Source organism: Streptomyces sp. NPDC101151, from assembly GCF_044768335.1.
GTDB lineage: Bacteria > Actinomycetota > Actinomycetes > Streptomycetales > Streptomycetaceae > Streptomyces.
On record NZ_JBIWPP010000002.1, the window covers coordinates 323,570 to 337,278 of the forward strand.

At 72.4% G+C, this 13,709-nt stretch carries 12 protein-coding genes; 1 reads left to right on the top strand and 11 read right to left on the bottom strand.

The annotated features are described in order from the left end of the window. Positions 1-18 precede the first annotated feature (18 nt). From ACIRU3_RS04560 to ACIRU3_RS04570, 3 genes are all read right to left on the bottom strand, one after another. A complete protein-coding gene (locus ACIRU3_RS04560) occupies positions 19-1,767 on the bottom strand; it encodes a BTAD domain-containing putative transcriptional regulator (RefSeq protein ID WP_404051238.1) in 1,749 nt (582 codons plus the stop codon). Positions 1,768-1,884: 117 nt separating this feature from the next. Next, positions 1,885-2,058, bottom strand: coding sequence for a hypothetical protein (locus ACIRU3_RS04565; protein ID WP_404051240.1), 174 nt, complete (start codon positions 2,056-2,058; stop codon positions 1,885-1,887). Between the two features lie 180 nt (positions 2,059-2,238). Further along, positions 2,239-2,481 (bottom strand): hypothetical protein, encoded by a 243-nt coding sequence (locus ACIRU3_RS04570; RefSeq protein ID WP_404051243.1) that lies wholly within the window; start codon positions 2,479-2,481, stop codon positions 2,239-2,241. A gap of 448 nt (positions 2,482-2,929) precedes the next feature. Here ACIRU3_RS04570 and ACIRU3_RS04575 point away from each other — a divergent pair, with 448 nt between their 5' ends. Continuing rightward, positions 2,930-3,925 (top strand): LuxR C-terminal-related transcriptional regulator, encoded by a 996-nt coding sequence (locus ACIRU3_RS04575; protein WP_404051245.1) that lies wholly within the window; start codon positions 2,930-2,932, stop codon positions 3,923-3,925. Positions 3,926-3,958: 33 nt separating this feature from the next. Here the strand turns inward: ACIRU3_RS04575 and ACIRU3_RS04580 are convergent, their stop codons facing one another. The 8 genes from ACIRU3_RS04580 to ACIRU3_RS04615 are packed head-to-tail and all read right to left on the bottom strand — an operon-like array spanning position 3,959 to position 13,680. Next, positions 3,959-5,527, bottom strand: a complete 1,569-nt coding sequence (locus ACIRU3_RS04580; protein ID WP_404051248.1) for a DHA2 family efflux MFS transporter permease subunit — start codon at positions 5,525-5,527, stop codon at positions 3,959-3,961. A gap of 40 nt (positions 5,528-5,567) precedes the next feature. Beyond that, positions 5,568-6,725 carry a hypothetical protein gene (locus tag ACIRU3_RS04585; RefSeq protein WP_404051251.1) on the bottom strand — a complete coding sequence of 386 codons (1,158 nt, stop codon included), beginning with the start codon at positions 6,723-6,725 and terminating at the stop codon, positions 5,568-5,570. Further along, positions 6,722-7,378 carry a hypothetical protein gene (locus ACIRU3_RS04590; protein WP_404051254.1) on the bottom strand — a complete coding sequence of 219 codons (657 nt, stop codon included), beginning with the start codon at positions 7,376-7,378 and terminating at the stop codon, positions 6,722-6,724. The genes ACIRU3_RS04585 and ACIRU3_RS04590 overlap by 4 nt, the downstream gene beginning before the upstream one ends. After that, positions 7,378-9,693 (bottom strand): beta-ketoacyl synthase N-terminal-like domain-containing protein, encoded by a 2,316-nt coding sequence (locus ACIRU3_RS04595; RefSeq protein WP_404051257.1) that lies wholly within the window; start codon positions 9,691-9,693, stop codon positions 7,378-7,380. The genes ACIRU3_RS04590 and ACIRU3_RS04595 overlap by 1 nt, the downstream gene beginning before the upstream one ends. Continuing rightward, positions 9,693-10,727 carry an aminomethyl transferase family protein gene (locus ACIRU3_RS04600; RefSeq protein ID WP_404051259.1) on the bottom strand — a complete coding sequence of 345 codons (1,035 nt, stop codon included), beginning with the start codon at positions 10,725-10,727 and terminating at the stop codon, positions 9,693-9,695. Before ACIRU3_RS04600 ends, ACIRU3_RS04595 begins: the two co-directional genes overlap by 1 nt. Before the next feature lie 58 nt (positions 10,728-10,785). Further along, a complete protein-coding gene (locus ACIRU3_RS04605) occupies positions 10,786-12,801 on the bottom strand; it encodes a GNAT family N-acetyltransferase (RefSeq protein WP_404051262.1) in 2,016 nt (671 codons plus the stop codon). 46 nt (positions 12,802-12,847) lie between these two features. Beyond that, the gene (gene fabZ / locus ACIRU3_RS04610) at positions 12,848-13,387 is read right to left on the bottom strand and encodes a 3-hydroxyacyl-ACP dehydratase FabZ (RefSeq protein WP_404051265.1); all 540 of its coding nucleotides are present in this window, start codon (positions 13,385-13,387) and stop codon (positions 12,848-12,850) included. 2 nt (positions 13,388-13,389) lie between these two features. Then, positions 13,390-13,680, bottom strand: a complete 291-nt coding sequence (locus ACIRU3_RS04615) for an acyl carrier protein (RefSeq protein ID WP_404051268.1) — start codon at positions 13,678-13,680, stop codon at positions 13,390-13,392. Positions 13,681-13,709: the final 29 nt, after the last annotated feature.

Below are 13,709 nucleotides of genomic sequence, written 5' to 3' on the forward strand. Positions count from 1 at the left end.
TGGTGCGGCAGACGGCTGCTATGCCTCCAGCGTGCAGTCCCGGATCAGGTGGTGGAAGGTGAACCGGGCGGGCAGGTCCTCCCGGATCAGGTTGTTCTCGATCAGCACGTCGAAGTGACGTTCCACGTCACCGGCCGGCAGCCCCGTGACCGCGGCGGCCTGGTCGACGTCGTACGACGGGGACGGGTGCCGGCTGATGAGCCGGCTGAACTGCCGTTGTGTCGGGTTCAGATGCCGGTAGGAGGCGCGCAGCACGGACATCAGGTCGCGTTCGGCGCTCTGCAGGCAGTGGGCCCGTTGGGAGGTGCTCGCGAGCCGGTCCACGAGGTCCGCGACCGCCCACGCCGGCCTGCCGCGCAGCCGGGCGGCGGCGATGCGGATGGCCAGCGGCAGATGGCCGCACAACTCGACGGCCCGGTCGACCTGCTCGGGCTCACGGGCGGCCCGCCGTTCCCCGACGATACGGGTGAACAGCGCTGCGGCGTCCTCGTGCGGCAGTACGTCCAGCCACAGCGGCAACGCGCCGTCCAGGGCGGTGAGTTTGCGGCGGCTGGTCACCAGCACCAGCGTGCCTCCGGTGCCCGGCAGCAGGGGCGCCACCTGCGAGGTGTCCGCCGCGTCGTCCAGGACCACCAGGCACCGCTCGCCCGCCAGCCGCGACCGCCACAAGGCGCTGCGCTCCTCCAGACTGGCCGGGATCTCCCCGGGGGACACTCCGCTCGTTTGGAGGAGGGCCCCGAGCGCCTGCTCGGGGGGCAGTGGCGGCCGGTCCGCGCTGAAACCGTGCAGGCCGATGAAGTACTGCCCGTCCGGATAGCGGGCTGTGACGCGGTGGGCGAAGTGGACGACGAGGGTGGTCTTGCCGACCCCGCCCATGCCGTCGACCGCGATCATCAGCGGTGAACCGCCGTGCTCCTGTCCGGCCGCGTCCAGCAGGGAGTCCAGTTCGGCGGACCGGCCGGTGAAGTCGGTGAGGTCATGGGGCAGATAGTTCCCGCGCCTGCCTCCGGAGGGCGCGGGGGAGCGGCGTGCGGGACGCTCCTCGCGCTGCGGGTCCGCACGGTCCGCCGTGAGGCCGGCCGCACCGGGGCCGTGCGCCGTCGGGGAGCCGGCGAGGATGTCGGCGTGCAGCGACCGCAGGTGCCGGCTCGGCTCCAGGCCGAGCTCCTCCGCCAGGAACCTCCGGCCGTCGTCGTAGACCGTGAGGGCGTCGGCCTGCCGGCCGCTGCGGAACAGGGCGAGCATCAGGCTGCCGCGCAAGGAGTCCCGCAGCGGGTACTCGGCGAGGAGCGCGTGCAACTCGCCCACCAGCGAGCTGGTTTCGCCGTTGCGCAGCCGCAGGGCCATGAGGTCCTCGAGGGCGGTCAGCCGCTGCTCGTTGAGTTTCACCGCGGCCGAGGTGACCGCCGGACAGGCGATGCCGGCGAAGGCGTCGCCGCGCCAGAGGTCCACCGCGCCCTGCAGCAGCCGGGCGGACTCGGTGAGCCGGCCCTCCTGCTCGGCCGCCCTGGCGGCGCGGACCCGCCTGGCGAACCGGTGGGCGTCGACGGCTTCTTCGGGAACCATGAGCCGGTACCCGACGTCCATGGTGACCAGACTGGCGTCCTCGGCGGCGGACAGGATGCGGCGCAGGTCACGGATCGCGTTGTGGACCTGCGGGCGGGCCGATGACGGCGGGTCCTCCCACAGTTCGTCCACCAGCAGCTCCATGGGGACCACGCGGTTGGCGTTCAGGAGCAGCAACGCCAGGAGTTTCTGCTGGCGCATGCCCCGGACGCGGATCGGTTCACCCGCTTCGCGCGTCTCCAATGAACCCAGGACGAGGAATTCCATTTCTTCTGCCCCCCGATGTGCGTGGCGCTCGGCACCGGATCCGCGGGGTACTCACTTTCCCCAGGTGACGTCGTCCTGCGCATCGATTGCCTTGGTCATGCCCTGCTCGGCCTCGACGGCTCCTGGAATGTGCTGCACGTGGTCCGCGACGCTCAGCGTCAACGTCATTCCGGCCGTGGCGAGAAGGGCGGAGGCGACGATTCTGGAGACACGGGTAGCCAGCACGGAATTTCTCCTTCGATGATGAGGGGATTCCAGGGTCGATTCCCTGTGGTTCGGCGGCCGCTCTCGTTTCCGCCGATGCCTCTACTCTGCTCGACCGCCGGTGCGGTGGGAACGGAGATCCACTGGACGGAACATGCAGTGTCCTAAGCCGTCCACCGTGACCTGCGGCGACGGACCGGCTCAGGACTCCCACCAAGGTCCGGGCACCAGCACGGCCTCGGCGGTCACGACGCGGAAACCATGCAGGTCGGGATGGTCGGCCACGGCCCGTCGCACGAGCCGCCCGGCGCTGTCCTCGGCCTCGGCGAGCCGGTCGGCGAGCATGAACAGGCCCAGTGTGAGATCCCTGGTCGGGCCTTTGTGGAGGGTGACGTGCTCAAGGCCGTCCGCTTTTTCCGCGCACGACGTGATGATCGCGGCCACGTCGGGATGATCCGTCGTGTCGGCGAGGCCCTGAAGGCGCACGTGAATCAGATACATGTGTTCATCTTCGGCACTGGAATTCCACGGAGCAGCAGCTTGCCGTGGACGCTTTGTGCCATGGCATAAAGCGTCACGCGTGCGGCGGGGCCGGACAGCATAAATTGGCCAGGATGTGAGGGCGCAGGCCGGCCCGGACAGGTTCGTTCATCGGGCCGGGACCGGTCCCGGCGCCGCCCCCGCCCGCCCCGCCGTATGCAGGCATATGACGCCGCCTGGCGGCCCGGCGCACCCGCCGCGCGGACCACCGCCAAGTTGGTTGAACGTTCGCCGAATTGGCCGGAACCGGCCTCACTGTCATCTCGGGAGCATCACGTGTTCAACGTCAGTAAGCTCTGGGGCACTAAGTTTCGAACTCAGTGAGTTTGATGCTGGCCAGGGGGATTGCATCATGTTGGACGTTCTGGGACTCGATGCTGAAGCCGAAGCCATCTACCGGGGGATGCTGACCAATCCCCGGGACGGAGTGGCGGCGCTCGCGGCCCGGCTGGGCCTGACAGAGGAACAGGTGAGGACAGGACTCGACCGGCTCAGCGCGCTGGCGCTGATCCAGCCTTCGGGCAGGGAGGGCATAGGGTTCCGGGCGATAGGCCCGGAGACGGCGATGGAGGTGCTGCTGGCCCGCCAGCAGGCGGAGCTGGCCGCCCAGCAGATGCGGGTGGAGGCCTCCCGTGCCGCGGCCGCCCAGCTGATCGCGGAGTGTTCGGCGCTGCGCCCGCGCGCCCTCGACCAGGCCTCCGAACAGTTGCTGGGCCCGGAGACGATCCGGGATCGGCTGGCGGAGCTGGCCGGTTCCGCGCGCACCGAGGTCACCACCTTCGCGCCGGGCGGCGCCCATTCGGCCGAAGACCTGGCGGCAAGCCGCAAGCCCAACGCCGACCTGCTCGGCCGTGGGGTACGGATGCGGACCATCTACCTCGACAGCATGCGCAACCATGCGCCCACGCTGGAGCACGTCAGCTGGCTGCACCAGTACGGCGGACAGGTCCGCACCGTCCCCGACCTGCCGATCCGTATGATCATTTTCGACCGGAGCCAGGCGGTGCTGCCGATCGACACCAGTGACGCCCGGGCCGGCGGAGTGGTGCTGCGCGGCGCCGGGACGGTCGCGGCGCTGTGCGCCCTGTTCGAGAGCGTGTGGATCACCGCGATCCCGCTGGGCAGCACCCCGAAGTGCGGGGTGAAGGACATGCCGCCGCAGGAGCGTGCGGTGCTGAAGATGCTGGCCCAGGGCTACACCGACGAGGCCATCGCCAAGCGCCTCGGCGTCTCGCCCCGCACCTCGCGGCGGGTCGCCGCCAATCTGATGGAACGCCTGGACGCCCGCAGCCGCTTCGAGGCCGGAGTGCATGCCGTGCAGGACGGCTGGCTCCCCTCCTCGCGGTGACCGCGGGCGTTCCGGGCGCAGCGCTCCCCCCGGTCAGGCCCCGGCCGCGCTCTGGCGGGCCTCGCGGCGGTCCGCCACGAGCAGCGCCAGTGCGGGGAGCAGCGTGACGGCGTAGACGCCGAGAAGCCAGCCGAAGGAGTGCGCGAAGGCTGCCGGCGCCAGGCCGTGGTGCCGGCGTGCCGCCGCGTCCAGGATCACCGTCACCACCGCGAGGGCGACGGTGCCGCCGATCCGCTGGATCAGGTTGAGCTGCGAAGAGGCGTCCGGGATGGACTGCGGCCGGATCGACTGGAACGCCCGGGTCATGGCCGGCACGATGGTCAGGCCCGTGCCCAGGCCGCGGACCGCGAGGCTGGCGCAGAGCAGCGGGTACGGTGTGTCGGCCGACAGCCCGGTGAGGGGCACGGTCGCCAGCATGGTGAGCGAGATGCCGACGACAACAGTGCCGCCCCCGCCCAGCCGCTTCATCAGGATGCGGCACAGCCAGGCGGCGGAGACCACGCCGAGACCGCCCGTGGACATCAGCAGACCGGTCGTCACGGCACTCTCACCGCGCGCGGACTCGAAGTACAGCGGGATGAGCATCATCGGCGAATAGAGCACGAAGCCCAGGCAGAAGATGTTCACCGCGGCCGTGCGGTAGACGCGGTGGGCGAACAGGCGCAGGTCCAGCAGCGGGAAGCGGGCGCGCAGCTGGCGCACCACGAACACGGCGCCGCTCAGCACGGCGAGGACCAGCGGCAGCAGCAGGGCCGGCCGGGCGTGCAGCCCGCCGCCGGAGAAGGCGTGGATGGCCAGCACCGTGCTCACCGTGCAGGCGGCCGAGGACAGCAGTCCGACCACGTCCAGGGGCTTGGCCTCCTTGCCGGCCGGAGTGTCCTTGCGGACCCAGCGCAGGGTGACGGCCAGCAGGACCGCACACAGCGGCACGTTGACCGCATACACCGCGGACCAGCCGCCGGCCTCGACCAGGAGACCGCCGATCGTGGGCCCCAGCAGCGGGCTGATCAGCATGACGCTGCCGTTCAGCCCCTGTACCCGGCCGAGCTGTTCGCGGGGCACGCCGGAGGTGAGCAGGATCGTCGACACGGGGGTGAGCACACCGGCGGCGGCTCCGGACACGCCGCGTGCGGCGATCAGTTCCGGGAGCGTCTGGCTGAACGCACAGGCCGCCGAGCCCAGCGCGAACAGCACCGTGGCAGCGGCGAAGACCCGCTTGACACCGAACCGGGTGGCCAGCCAGCCGGTCGCGGGCATCAGGGCGGCCAGGGCGATCAGGTACGTGGTCACCACCCACTGCACCTGGTTGATGCCGCCGAACCGGGCGGTGGTGTCCTCCAGGGACACGTTGACGATGGTGGTGTCGAGCAGCGCGAGGAATCCGCCGGTGATGGCCGCGGCCATGGTCAGGACGGTCGGCCCGGACGGTCCGGACGGCGCCTGGGGCGACGACGGTTCGGACCGGTCCTCCTCGGCCCCGGCCGGTGCGGGATCCTGCTCCGCTCTCTCCGGGTCCGCGGCCGCGGTGTCGGCGCTCCCCGGGCTCTCCGGGCTCTCCGGCGGGCTCGGCGCCTGTTCGTTGGTGGGATTGGTCAGCGACATGGGGCGCATCCTTAGGAAGTCAGCAGGTGGGAAAGCCGGTTCAGTCCGCCGACGTGAGCGCGTGCTCGATCCCGTCGAGGACCGCCTCGCCGGCCGCACGGGCCCCGGGGCGGTTGCGGCACGAGAGGGTCAGCTCGGTGTCGTCGTCGATCTGGCAGGCGCTCAGGAACATCTCGGCGTAGGGCACGAGCATGGGCAGTGTGGAGAACGCGGTGGGCCGGAAGCGGTCGGTGCGCAGCTCGTCGGTGTCGATCCGCCCGTGGTCGGTGATGATCGCCGTGCAGGGGAAGCGCGTGCCGTCCAGTTCCCGGGCCTCGCGCAGGGAGTTGGCGAAGGGGTTCTGACGCAGGAAGTCCTTGCTGAGCGAGGCGACTTCCCGCTTGTGCAGCAGCGCGCGCACGATCCGGCCGTGCAGCGACTTCCAGCTGTCGTCCCGTCGGAGGTCCAGCACGAGCTGCGAGGTCAGATTGGCGGTGGAGCGCACCGAGCGGTCGTGACGGCGCAGGTCCACGGGGACGATCAGCCGGCCGGTGTCGCCGGCCAGGTGCCGGGAGAGGGCGGCGGCCACACGGGCGGTGACCGCCGACGGGCAGGCCCGGACCCGGCGCCGGATCCACAGCGGGGTGCCGTCGGCCGGGCCGTCGCCGAGGAGGGCGGGAAAGCCAGCGAGCCGGGCGGGCGGTTCGGCCGGGGGCACGGTCCCGGCGGCGGTGCGGAAGTGGGTGTCGTCGACCAGGGAGGTCGCGCCGACGGGCTGCTCGCCGCGCAGCACCCGGAACACGTCGGCCGTCCACTGTCGCAGGCCTCGTCCGTCGGTGACGATGTGGCTCGCCCGCACCACCAGCCGGGTCACCGCTCCGTGGCTGAGGCCGATCTCGCAGACCGGGCCGGTGACGACGTCGAGGTCGCGGTGGAAGAAGGGCGCGTCGAAGCCGGTGTCCCCGGGCAGTTCGACGACGGGCGGCAGCGGGCCGTCGGCGCGCCAGGCCGCTGCCCGCCGCCGTACCGCGAGGCCCGGGTTGGCGAGTGTGGCGACCCGTACGGCCTCGCGCAGCGCCTCGGGGTCGATCCGCCCCTCGCCCTCCACGACCATCTGGATCAGCTGGGCGGTGCCGGTCGCCGCGGCGTTCAGATAGCCGCGCTCGATCTGGGAGATGCGGCGGGTGTACGGCCGCGTGGCCGGTGCTGTCGCTGTCATGCCGCCTCCAGAGGCAGGGCGTCGGTGCGGATGGCTCGCGCGCCGCGGCCGGACCGCCACCACCAGCGGACGGCGGCGGTCCCGTCGGTGGCGAGCGCCAGGTGCAGGCCGGGGCCGACGACGGCCGAACGGACCTGGTACGCGGGGACGTTGGTGGGGCGCCAGCCCGGCCGCCAGGAGGGCAGCCGGACTCCGGCGAAGGTCTCCTTCGTCACGTGCGAGGCCTTGATGAGCGCCTCGCACTCGGTGAAGTCCCGGATGGTGGCGGGCTCGGGCCGGCCCAGCAGGTCGCCGAGCCAGCGCATGGCGTGCGGCCGGTCCCGCTCGTCCTGCAGGTCCACGCCCACGGTGGCCACCGCCGAGAGGGCCACCGTGCTGTACTCCCCGCAGTGGGCCACCGAGACGGAGAGGCCGTGGGCCGGGACGCTCCAGCGTCGGTGCGCGTCCCGGGCGAGGTCCCGGGCGGTGACGTCGATGCCGTACACCGCCCGGACCGCCTCGATGATCAGCGAGCGGCCGGATCGGCTCAGCCGGTGGCCCATGTGATCGCGGGGGAGACGGGCGTGGTGGGTGACGAGGCAGTCGATCACCGGCCCGCCACCCGCACGGCCGCGCACCACCGGATCCATCAGCAGACCCATCAGGCTGCCCATCACGCCCCCGCGTCGAACACGGCCGCCGCGTACGAGCCGCCGTAGGCGAAGCTGGACAGCAGCAGCGTGCCGCGCGGGGTCTCGCCGCTCAGCGCGGCGACCAGACCGAGCGCGCCCGCGCTGCCGTACGTCTCGCCCAGCAGGGCCTTCGGCGTGAGGGCCGGGCGGTCGGCGAGGCCGGCCAGGCGCAGGGCCCGGGTCTGAGCCACGTCGACCAGGCTGTAGCCGGAGGCGGCCGAGACGACGGTGCCGATCCCGTCGGGGGTGACCTGCGCCTCCGCCATCGCCGCGCGCAGGGACCGTGCCCAGGCCTCTCCGTCGCGGCCGATGCGGCCGATGCCCACCGACTCGCCGGAGGCGCCGTAGCCGCGCACCCGGGCCAGGACGTCCGCGCCGCGTGCGGCGGCGGACTCCCTGCTCTCCAGCAGGATCGCGGCGGCCCCCTCGCTGAGCACCATTCCGGTACGGCCGCCGGGTACCACCCGTGTGCTGCGGGCGTAGCCGGGAAGACCGGCCTGGGTGGCCAGTGCCTGCTCGGGGAACTCGTCGGCGATCACGACCATGATCCGGTCGCAGGCGCCGCGGGCGATGACCCGGGCGGCGAGCTGGAGCGCGAGGACCGAGCTGGTGCCGCCGTTGGCGATGGTGGCGGTGTAGCCGCGGTAGCGGTGCAGCATCGCCACGTGTCCGGCGGCCGCGTTGACGACCGTGTTGGCGAACAGGGCGGGGTTGGCGCCGTTGATGCCCTGCTGGAGGACGCCTTTGTGGAACTGGAGCACCGAGGTGACGGGCCCGTAGCCGGTGGCGAACACGATGCCGGTGCCCTCGGCCTCGGCCCGTGACGGCTTGCCGTGCCGGCCGTACAGGTCGGCGACCGCGGCGGCGGCGAGCAGGCTCAGCGGGTCCATCCGGCGGGCGCGACTGGGGTTGATGCCCCGGGAGGCGGCCTTGACGTCGATCCGGCCGACCGGGACCTCACCGACGCCCTCGACGTGCTCCACGCCGGTGAAGCAGGGCAGTTCGCCGGAGAGGGCGGCGACGAGACCGGCGGTGTTGCCGGCCGCGCCCGCAAGGCCCGCCACGCCCGTGACGACGACCTCGTGCACGGGCTCCGTGCGGCGGGGGCCCGAGCCGGGCCGGTCGGGCCGGTTGAGGACGACGGAGGCGTTGTTGCCGCCGAAGGCGAAGGAGTTGGAGAGCACCACCTCGGGCGCGGCCGCGCGACCCGTGTCCGGGACGACGTCCAGTCCGAACGGCTGTTCCACGCCACGGGTGTTGATCGTCGGGGGCAGCGTCCCGCGGTCGATCGCCAGGGTGCTGACGACCGCCTCCACCGCGCCGGCGGCGCCGAGGGTGTGGCCGATGATCGACTTGGTGGAGCTGGCCGGCGGGAGCGCCGAGCCGAACAGCAGCTTGACCGCCTTGGGTTCGGAGGCGTCGTTCGCGGGGGTGCCGGTGCCGTGCAGGTTGAGGTAGTCGACGTCGTCCGGGCCGAGGCCGGCGGTGTCGAGGGCCTGCGCCATGGCGGCGCAGGCGCCCTTGCCGCTGGGGTCCGGGGCGGTCTGGTGGTAGCCGTCGCAGGACAGGCCGTAGCCGCCCAGCTCGGCCAGTACCCGGGCGCCGCGCGCGGCCGCCCGCTCCGCCGACTCCAGGACCATGAACCCGGCTCCCTCGCCGAGCGTCAGCCCGGTGGACGCCGACATCGGCGAGCAGGGCTCCGGGTCCAGGGCGCCCAGGGCGCTGAACCCGAACGCCGACAGGGAGGCGAGCGGGTCGACGCCGCCGCAGACGACGTGGTCGACGTCTCCCTTCCACAGCAGCTCGGCCGCGTAGCCCAGGGCCACCGCGCTGGCGGCGCAGGCGTTGGAGAGGACCACGCGCGGGCCGCGCAGGTCGAACTCGGCCGCGATGTAGTCGCCCACGCAGGGCAGTTGGGACGCGGCCGCCTGTCCGGCGTCCAGCTTCCCCTCGTGCACCAGGCCCGCGTGGACCGCCTCCAGCGTCGGCATGGCGCCGAGGCTGGAGCCCACCACCACCGCGACCCGGTCCCGGTCGACGGTGTCCAGGTCCAGGCCGCTGCCCCGCAGCGCCTCGCGGATGGCGGTGGCCGCCAGGCCGTAGCAGCGGTCGAGGTCGGCCGGCTGCTCGGCGGTGACCATGCCCGCCCATTCGGTCAGCAGCTCGGAGGTGTCGAAGAGGGTGTTGGCGCGGATGCCGGAGGTCCCCGCTGTGATGGACGACCAGCCCTTCTCGACGTCGTCCCCGGCCCCGGTGATCAGCCCCAGTCCGGTGAGGGCGATTCTCGGCGTGGTCATCAGGAGATCCTCGTGGTGAGCGAGCGGGCGATGACGCGGGGCAGGGTCACGGTGCGCAGCGGGCGCTCGGCACCCTGCTCGTCCTCGCCGGCCAGCTCCAGGCCCGGGACCCAGAAGGGCGCGTCCAGCAGGGCGAGGACCAGCTCCTCATCCGGGTTGGCGGAGGGCGCCTGCCACAGGACGGTGCCGACGGCCTCACCGGAGGCGGTCACCTTGGCGCCGGCGGCGAACCGGCCCTCCGCCGGGGCGGCCAGGGCGGTCAGTCTCGCCGTCCCGGTGGCCGGCTGCACCAGGTCGTCGGAACCGTGGAACTCGCCGATGCGGTTCCAGTCGATCATCCAGGACAGGTCGGCCTCGTTCACCGTCAGCCCGGCGAACCCGGCCGCGTACACGGCCATGCCGGCCTCGGCCTGCACCCGGACCAGGCCTTCGGTGCCGACCGGCGCGCCGCCCTGCTCGGCCACGGCCGCGAGGACGGCCCGGTGGGCGGCCTCGGGGGCGTTCGACAGCAGGAGGTAGCCGTACTCGCCGGTGGTGCCGACCCGTGCCAGGTGGGCGAGGGCGGCCGGCTCGTCGGACAGCGCGGACTCGGTGACGGCGTGCAGGGTCAGTCCGGAGATGTCGAAGTCGACGAAGTCCGCCGCCACGGACCAGGCGGTGGGGCCCTCGAAGGCGCTGGCGCCCCAGCCCTCCGGCTGGACCTCGACGGTGACGTCCTCGGGGACGTCCAGCTGCTCCAGGTAGCCGCGCAGCTCGTCGGCGGTGACCTCGGTACGGGGCAGCAGCCAGGCGTCGTCGCCGATCTCGAAGTGCAGCAGGATCGCGAAGGGCGTGCCGTCGGCGTTCAGCGCGAGCGCCTCGCGGACGGTGTCCGGCTCGACGAACTCGCCCGACTTGGCCAGGAACTGGTCCAGCAGGGCGATCCGCTCGTCGCCGGAGATACGCACCAGCGGGGCGGAGATGCGGTAGGCGCCGACGGTGGTGCGGACGGTGGCGTAGTCGTCCGTCTCGGTGCGGAGCGGGGCGGTGGTCATGATGGGCGGTTCCCTTCGGTACGGATCTCGGTATGCGTCGTTTGCGGGAAGTGCGTTGTCACAGGGCGGGCTCGCTGCTCACGGACAGAAGCCAGGCGTGCGGCCGCCGGGCGGCGGACGCGCAGCCGATGAGCAGGCCGGACGTGGTCGTGCGCAGGACGATCTCGGCCTCGGCCGAGCCGGGCCGGGCGGGCCGGCAGTGCAGCCAGCTGCCGTCGGACAGGCGGACCGCGGCCGCCGCGGCCCACACCTGACGGAAGTCGGGGGAGTTCAGTTCCCACCGGGTGCCTGCGGAGTCGATCACCGCGGTGGTCTCGCGCGGGGTGTTCGGGGTGATCCAGAGAACGACCTCCTCCGCGGTGTCGGGGGCCTGGAGGTCGACGCGGACCGGCTCGGCGGTGTCGTCGGGCGCGATGAGTTCGAAGCCGATGCCGTCCTGCGGGCCGTAGAGGCCGAGCGGGTGCTTCTCCTCCCAGCCGGAGGCGGACCCGACACCCCAGCCCAGTCCGGCGGCGCGGCCGAACCGGCTGTGCTCGGCGGTGACCCACATCCCGGCGCTCCAGCGGGGGTTGTTGCCGAAGGCCCGGGTACGCGGGAAGGAGCTGCGCAGCACCTTGGTGCCGCCCTCCCGCCAGGCGACGACCCCGGCGGCGGAGGCGTCGAGCTGGATCCTGCGGGGTCCGGCCATCGCTGTCGCGGCCGGGGCGGCGGGCGTGGCGGGGGCGTTCCGCGGGCGGAACTCGGTGCGCAGCCGGGCCACCCCGTCCGGACCGGCTTCCAGGCCGCGCTCCAGCAGACCGCTGTGGATCAGCCGGACGGGCTCCCGCACCGGCACCCGCACGCTCCAGGCCGCGCCGGTCCAGGTGAGATCGCCGCCCACGGGGGCCACCTGGGCGGCTGCGACCACCTCGGAGGCGTCCCGGACGCCGAGGCCCAGTCCGAGCGGGTGGGCCGGCCCGGTGTCCGGGGCGAAGCCGCCCTGGCGCAGCGGTACGGTCTGGAAGATGCGTCCGGGCCGCCGGGTGAAGGTGAAGTCCTGGCCGAGTACGCCCTCGGTGAGGGTGAAGGTGCCGGTCACCTGGTCGTCGCCGCACCGCTCCGTGACCCGCACCCCGTGCTCGACGGGGACGAGGTCCAGGTCGCGCGGCTCGCCCTCGCGCCAGCCCGCCGGGCGGTCCGCCCGGCAGCTGGGCCAGGTGGAGACGAACACCGGCCCGTGGTGGCCCTCGGCCAGCACGTGCACGGTCCCGTCCTCGCCGTCCACCTCGACGGCCAGCGGCCCGGAGGCGAACCGGTACGGCTGTGCCCCGCGCGGGGTGCGGATGCGGTACGGCGGTTCCGCGAGCCGCAGCGCCCGGCTCACGCCGTCCGGCCCGGTGACCTCGGCCTCGCGGACGACACCGCGGTCGACGTCGACGCTCGCGGTGAGCCGGAACTCCCCGACGGCCAGGCAGTAGTCGACCGTCCGGACGCCGTCCACCAGGCGGACGTCGGAGCGCAGTTCGTCGTCGCGGGACTCGGTCACGGTGGCGAAGCTGTTCAGTCCGCCCAGCGCGGCCCGGACGTCGGGGCCGAGGTCCGCGAACACGCTGCGCAGGATCAGCGGGATGTAGTTGTGCAGCTCGACGTTGCCGTCCTCGCCGGGGACGGTCTGCCCCACCGAGACACAGCCGACGCGCCGGTAGAGCCGGAAGGCCACGGAGTTGGCCGGGTTGACGGTCAGCCGCAGCACGAGGCAGCCGGACTGCACCATCCACTCGACGGCCTCCGTGAACAGCCGTCCGGTGATAACGCCGTTGCGGTAGGCGGGTGCCACGAAGAACATGTCGGCGATCAGCTCACCGGCGCGGGCGGAGCGTCGGCCGGTGTTGTGGAACAGGCCGAAGGTGCCCACCACACGCCCGCCGTCGACCGCCACGATGAACGTGCCCGTGTCACGCTCGGCCAGCTCGCGCTCCAGCTCCTCGCCGGTGATGCCTCCGGCTACCGGGTTGGGGTTGTCGCGGTGGCGGTTGTAGAGCTCCGCGATGTCTTGCGCGTCGCCCTCCTGGTACGGGCGGATCGTGATGGACATTCCACACCTCCTTCTGTTCGGGTCGGACTGGTACGGGGGCGGAGGGTCAGGCCTTGCGTCCGGTGGTGACGATGAGGGAGCCGGCGGCCGCGAGTTCCGAGCCGACGGTGGCCCGCACCGACACCTGCCTGAGGCCGCCCAGGCGCTGGCCGAGCTTGGCCTCCAGGGACAGCTGGTCGCCGGGGACGACCAGGCGGGAGAACTTCATGGAGCTGATGGAGCCGAGGTAGCCGACGCTGGCGGAGGGATCGCCCTCGGCCGGCGGCTCGGGAGCCTCGACGATCTCGGCGACGTACACGACGGCCACCAGCTGGGCCATCGCCTCGACGATCATCACGCCCGGCATGATCGAGTGGTCCGGGTAGTGCCCGGCGAAGAAGGGCTCGTTCACCGAGACGCTCTTGACCCCGCGGCCGGACACGCCCGGCACGACGTCGTGGGCGCGGTCGATCATCAGCATCGGCCAGCGGTGCGGCAGCATGCGCTTGATGTCGTCCGAGGAGTAGCTGTAGGTCTTCTTGGCGGCTGCCGCGGACTTCTTGGCGGGCGCCCCGGACCCGGCGTGCGCCTCTGCGATGACCGTCATGCTCACACCTCGCGGGCTTCGATGAAGTCGACGAGGGCGTTGATGGAGCCGAAGGCCTCGAAGTCGTCGTCGCTGATCAGCACGTCGTACTCGTTGTTGACCATGACGACGATCTCCAGGGTGTCCAGCGAGTCCATCTCCAGACCGCGGCCGAACAGCGGCTGGTTGTCGGAGACGACGGCCGGCTCCACGTCCAGGCCGAGCCGCTCGATGATCATCGACTTGACCTTCATGTTCTTCTCCAGCCGGGACTCGGCCTGGCTGCGGATGTCCTCGAAGGTGGCGACGGACATGGGTGTTCCTTTCGATGAAAGATGATGAA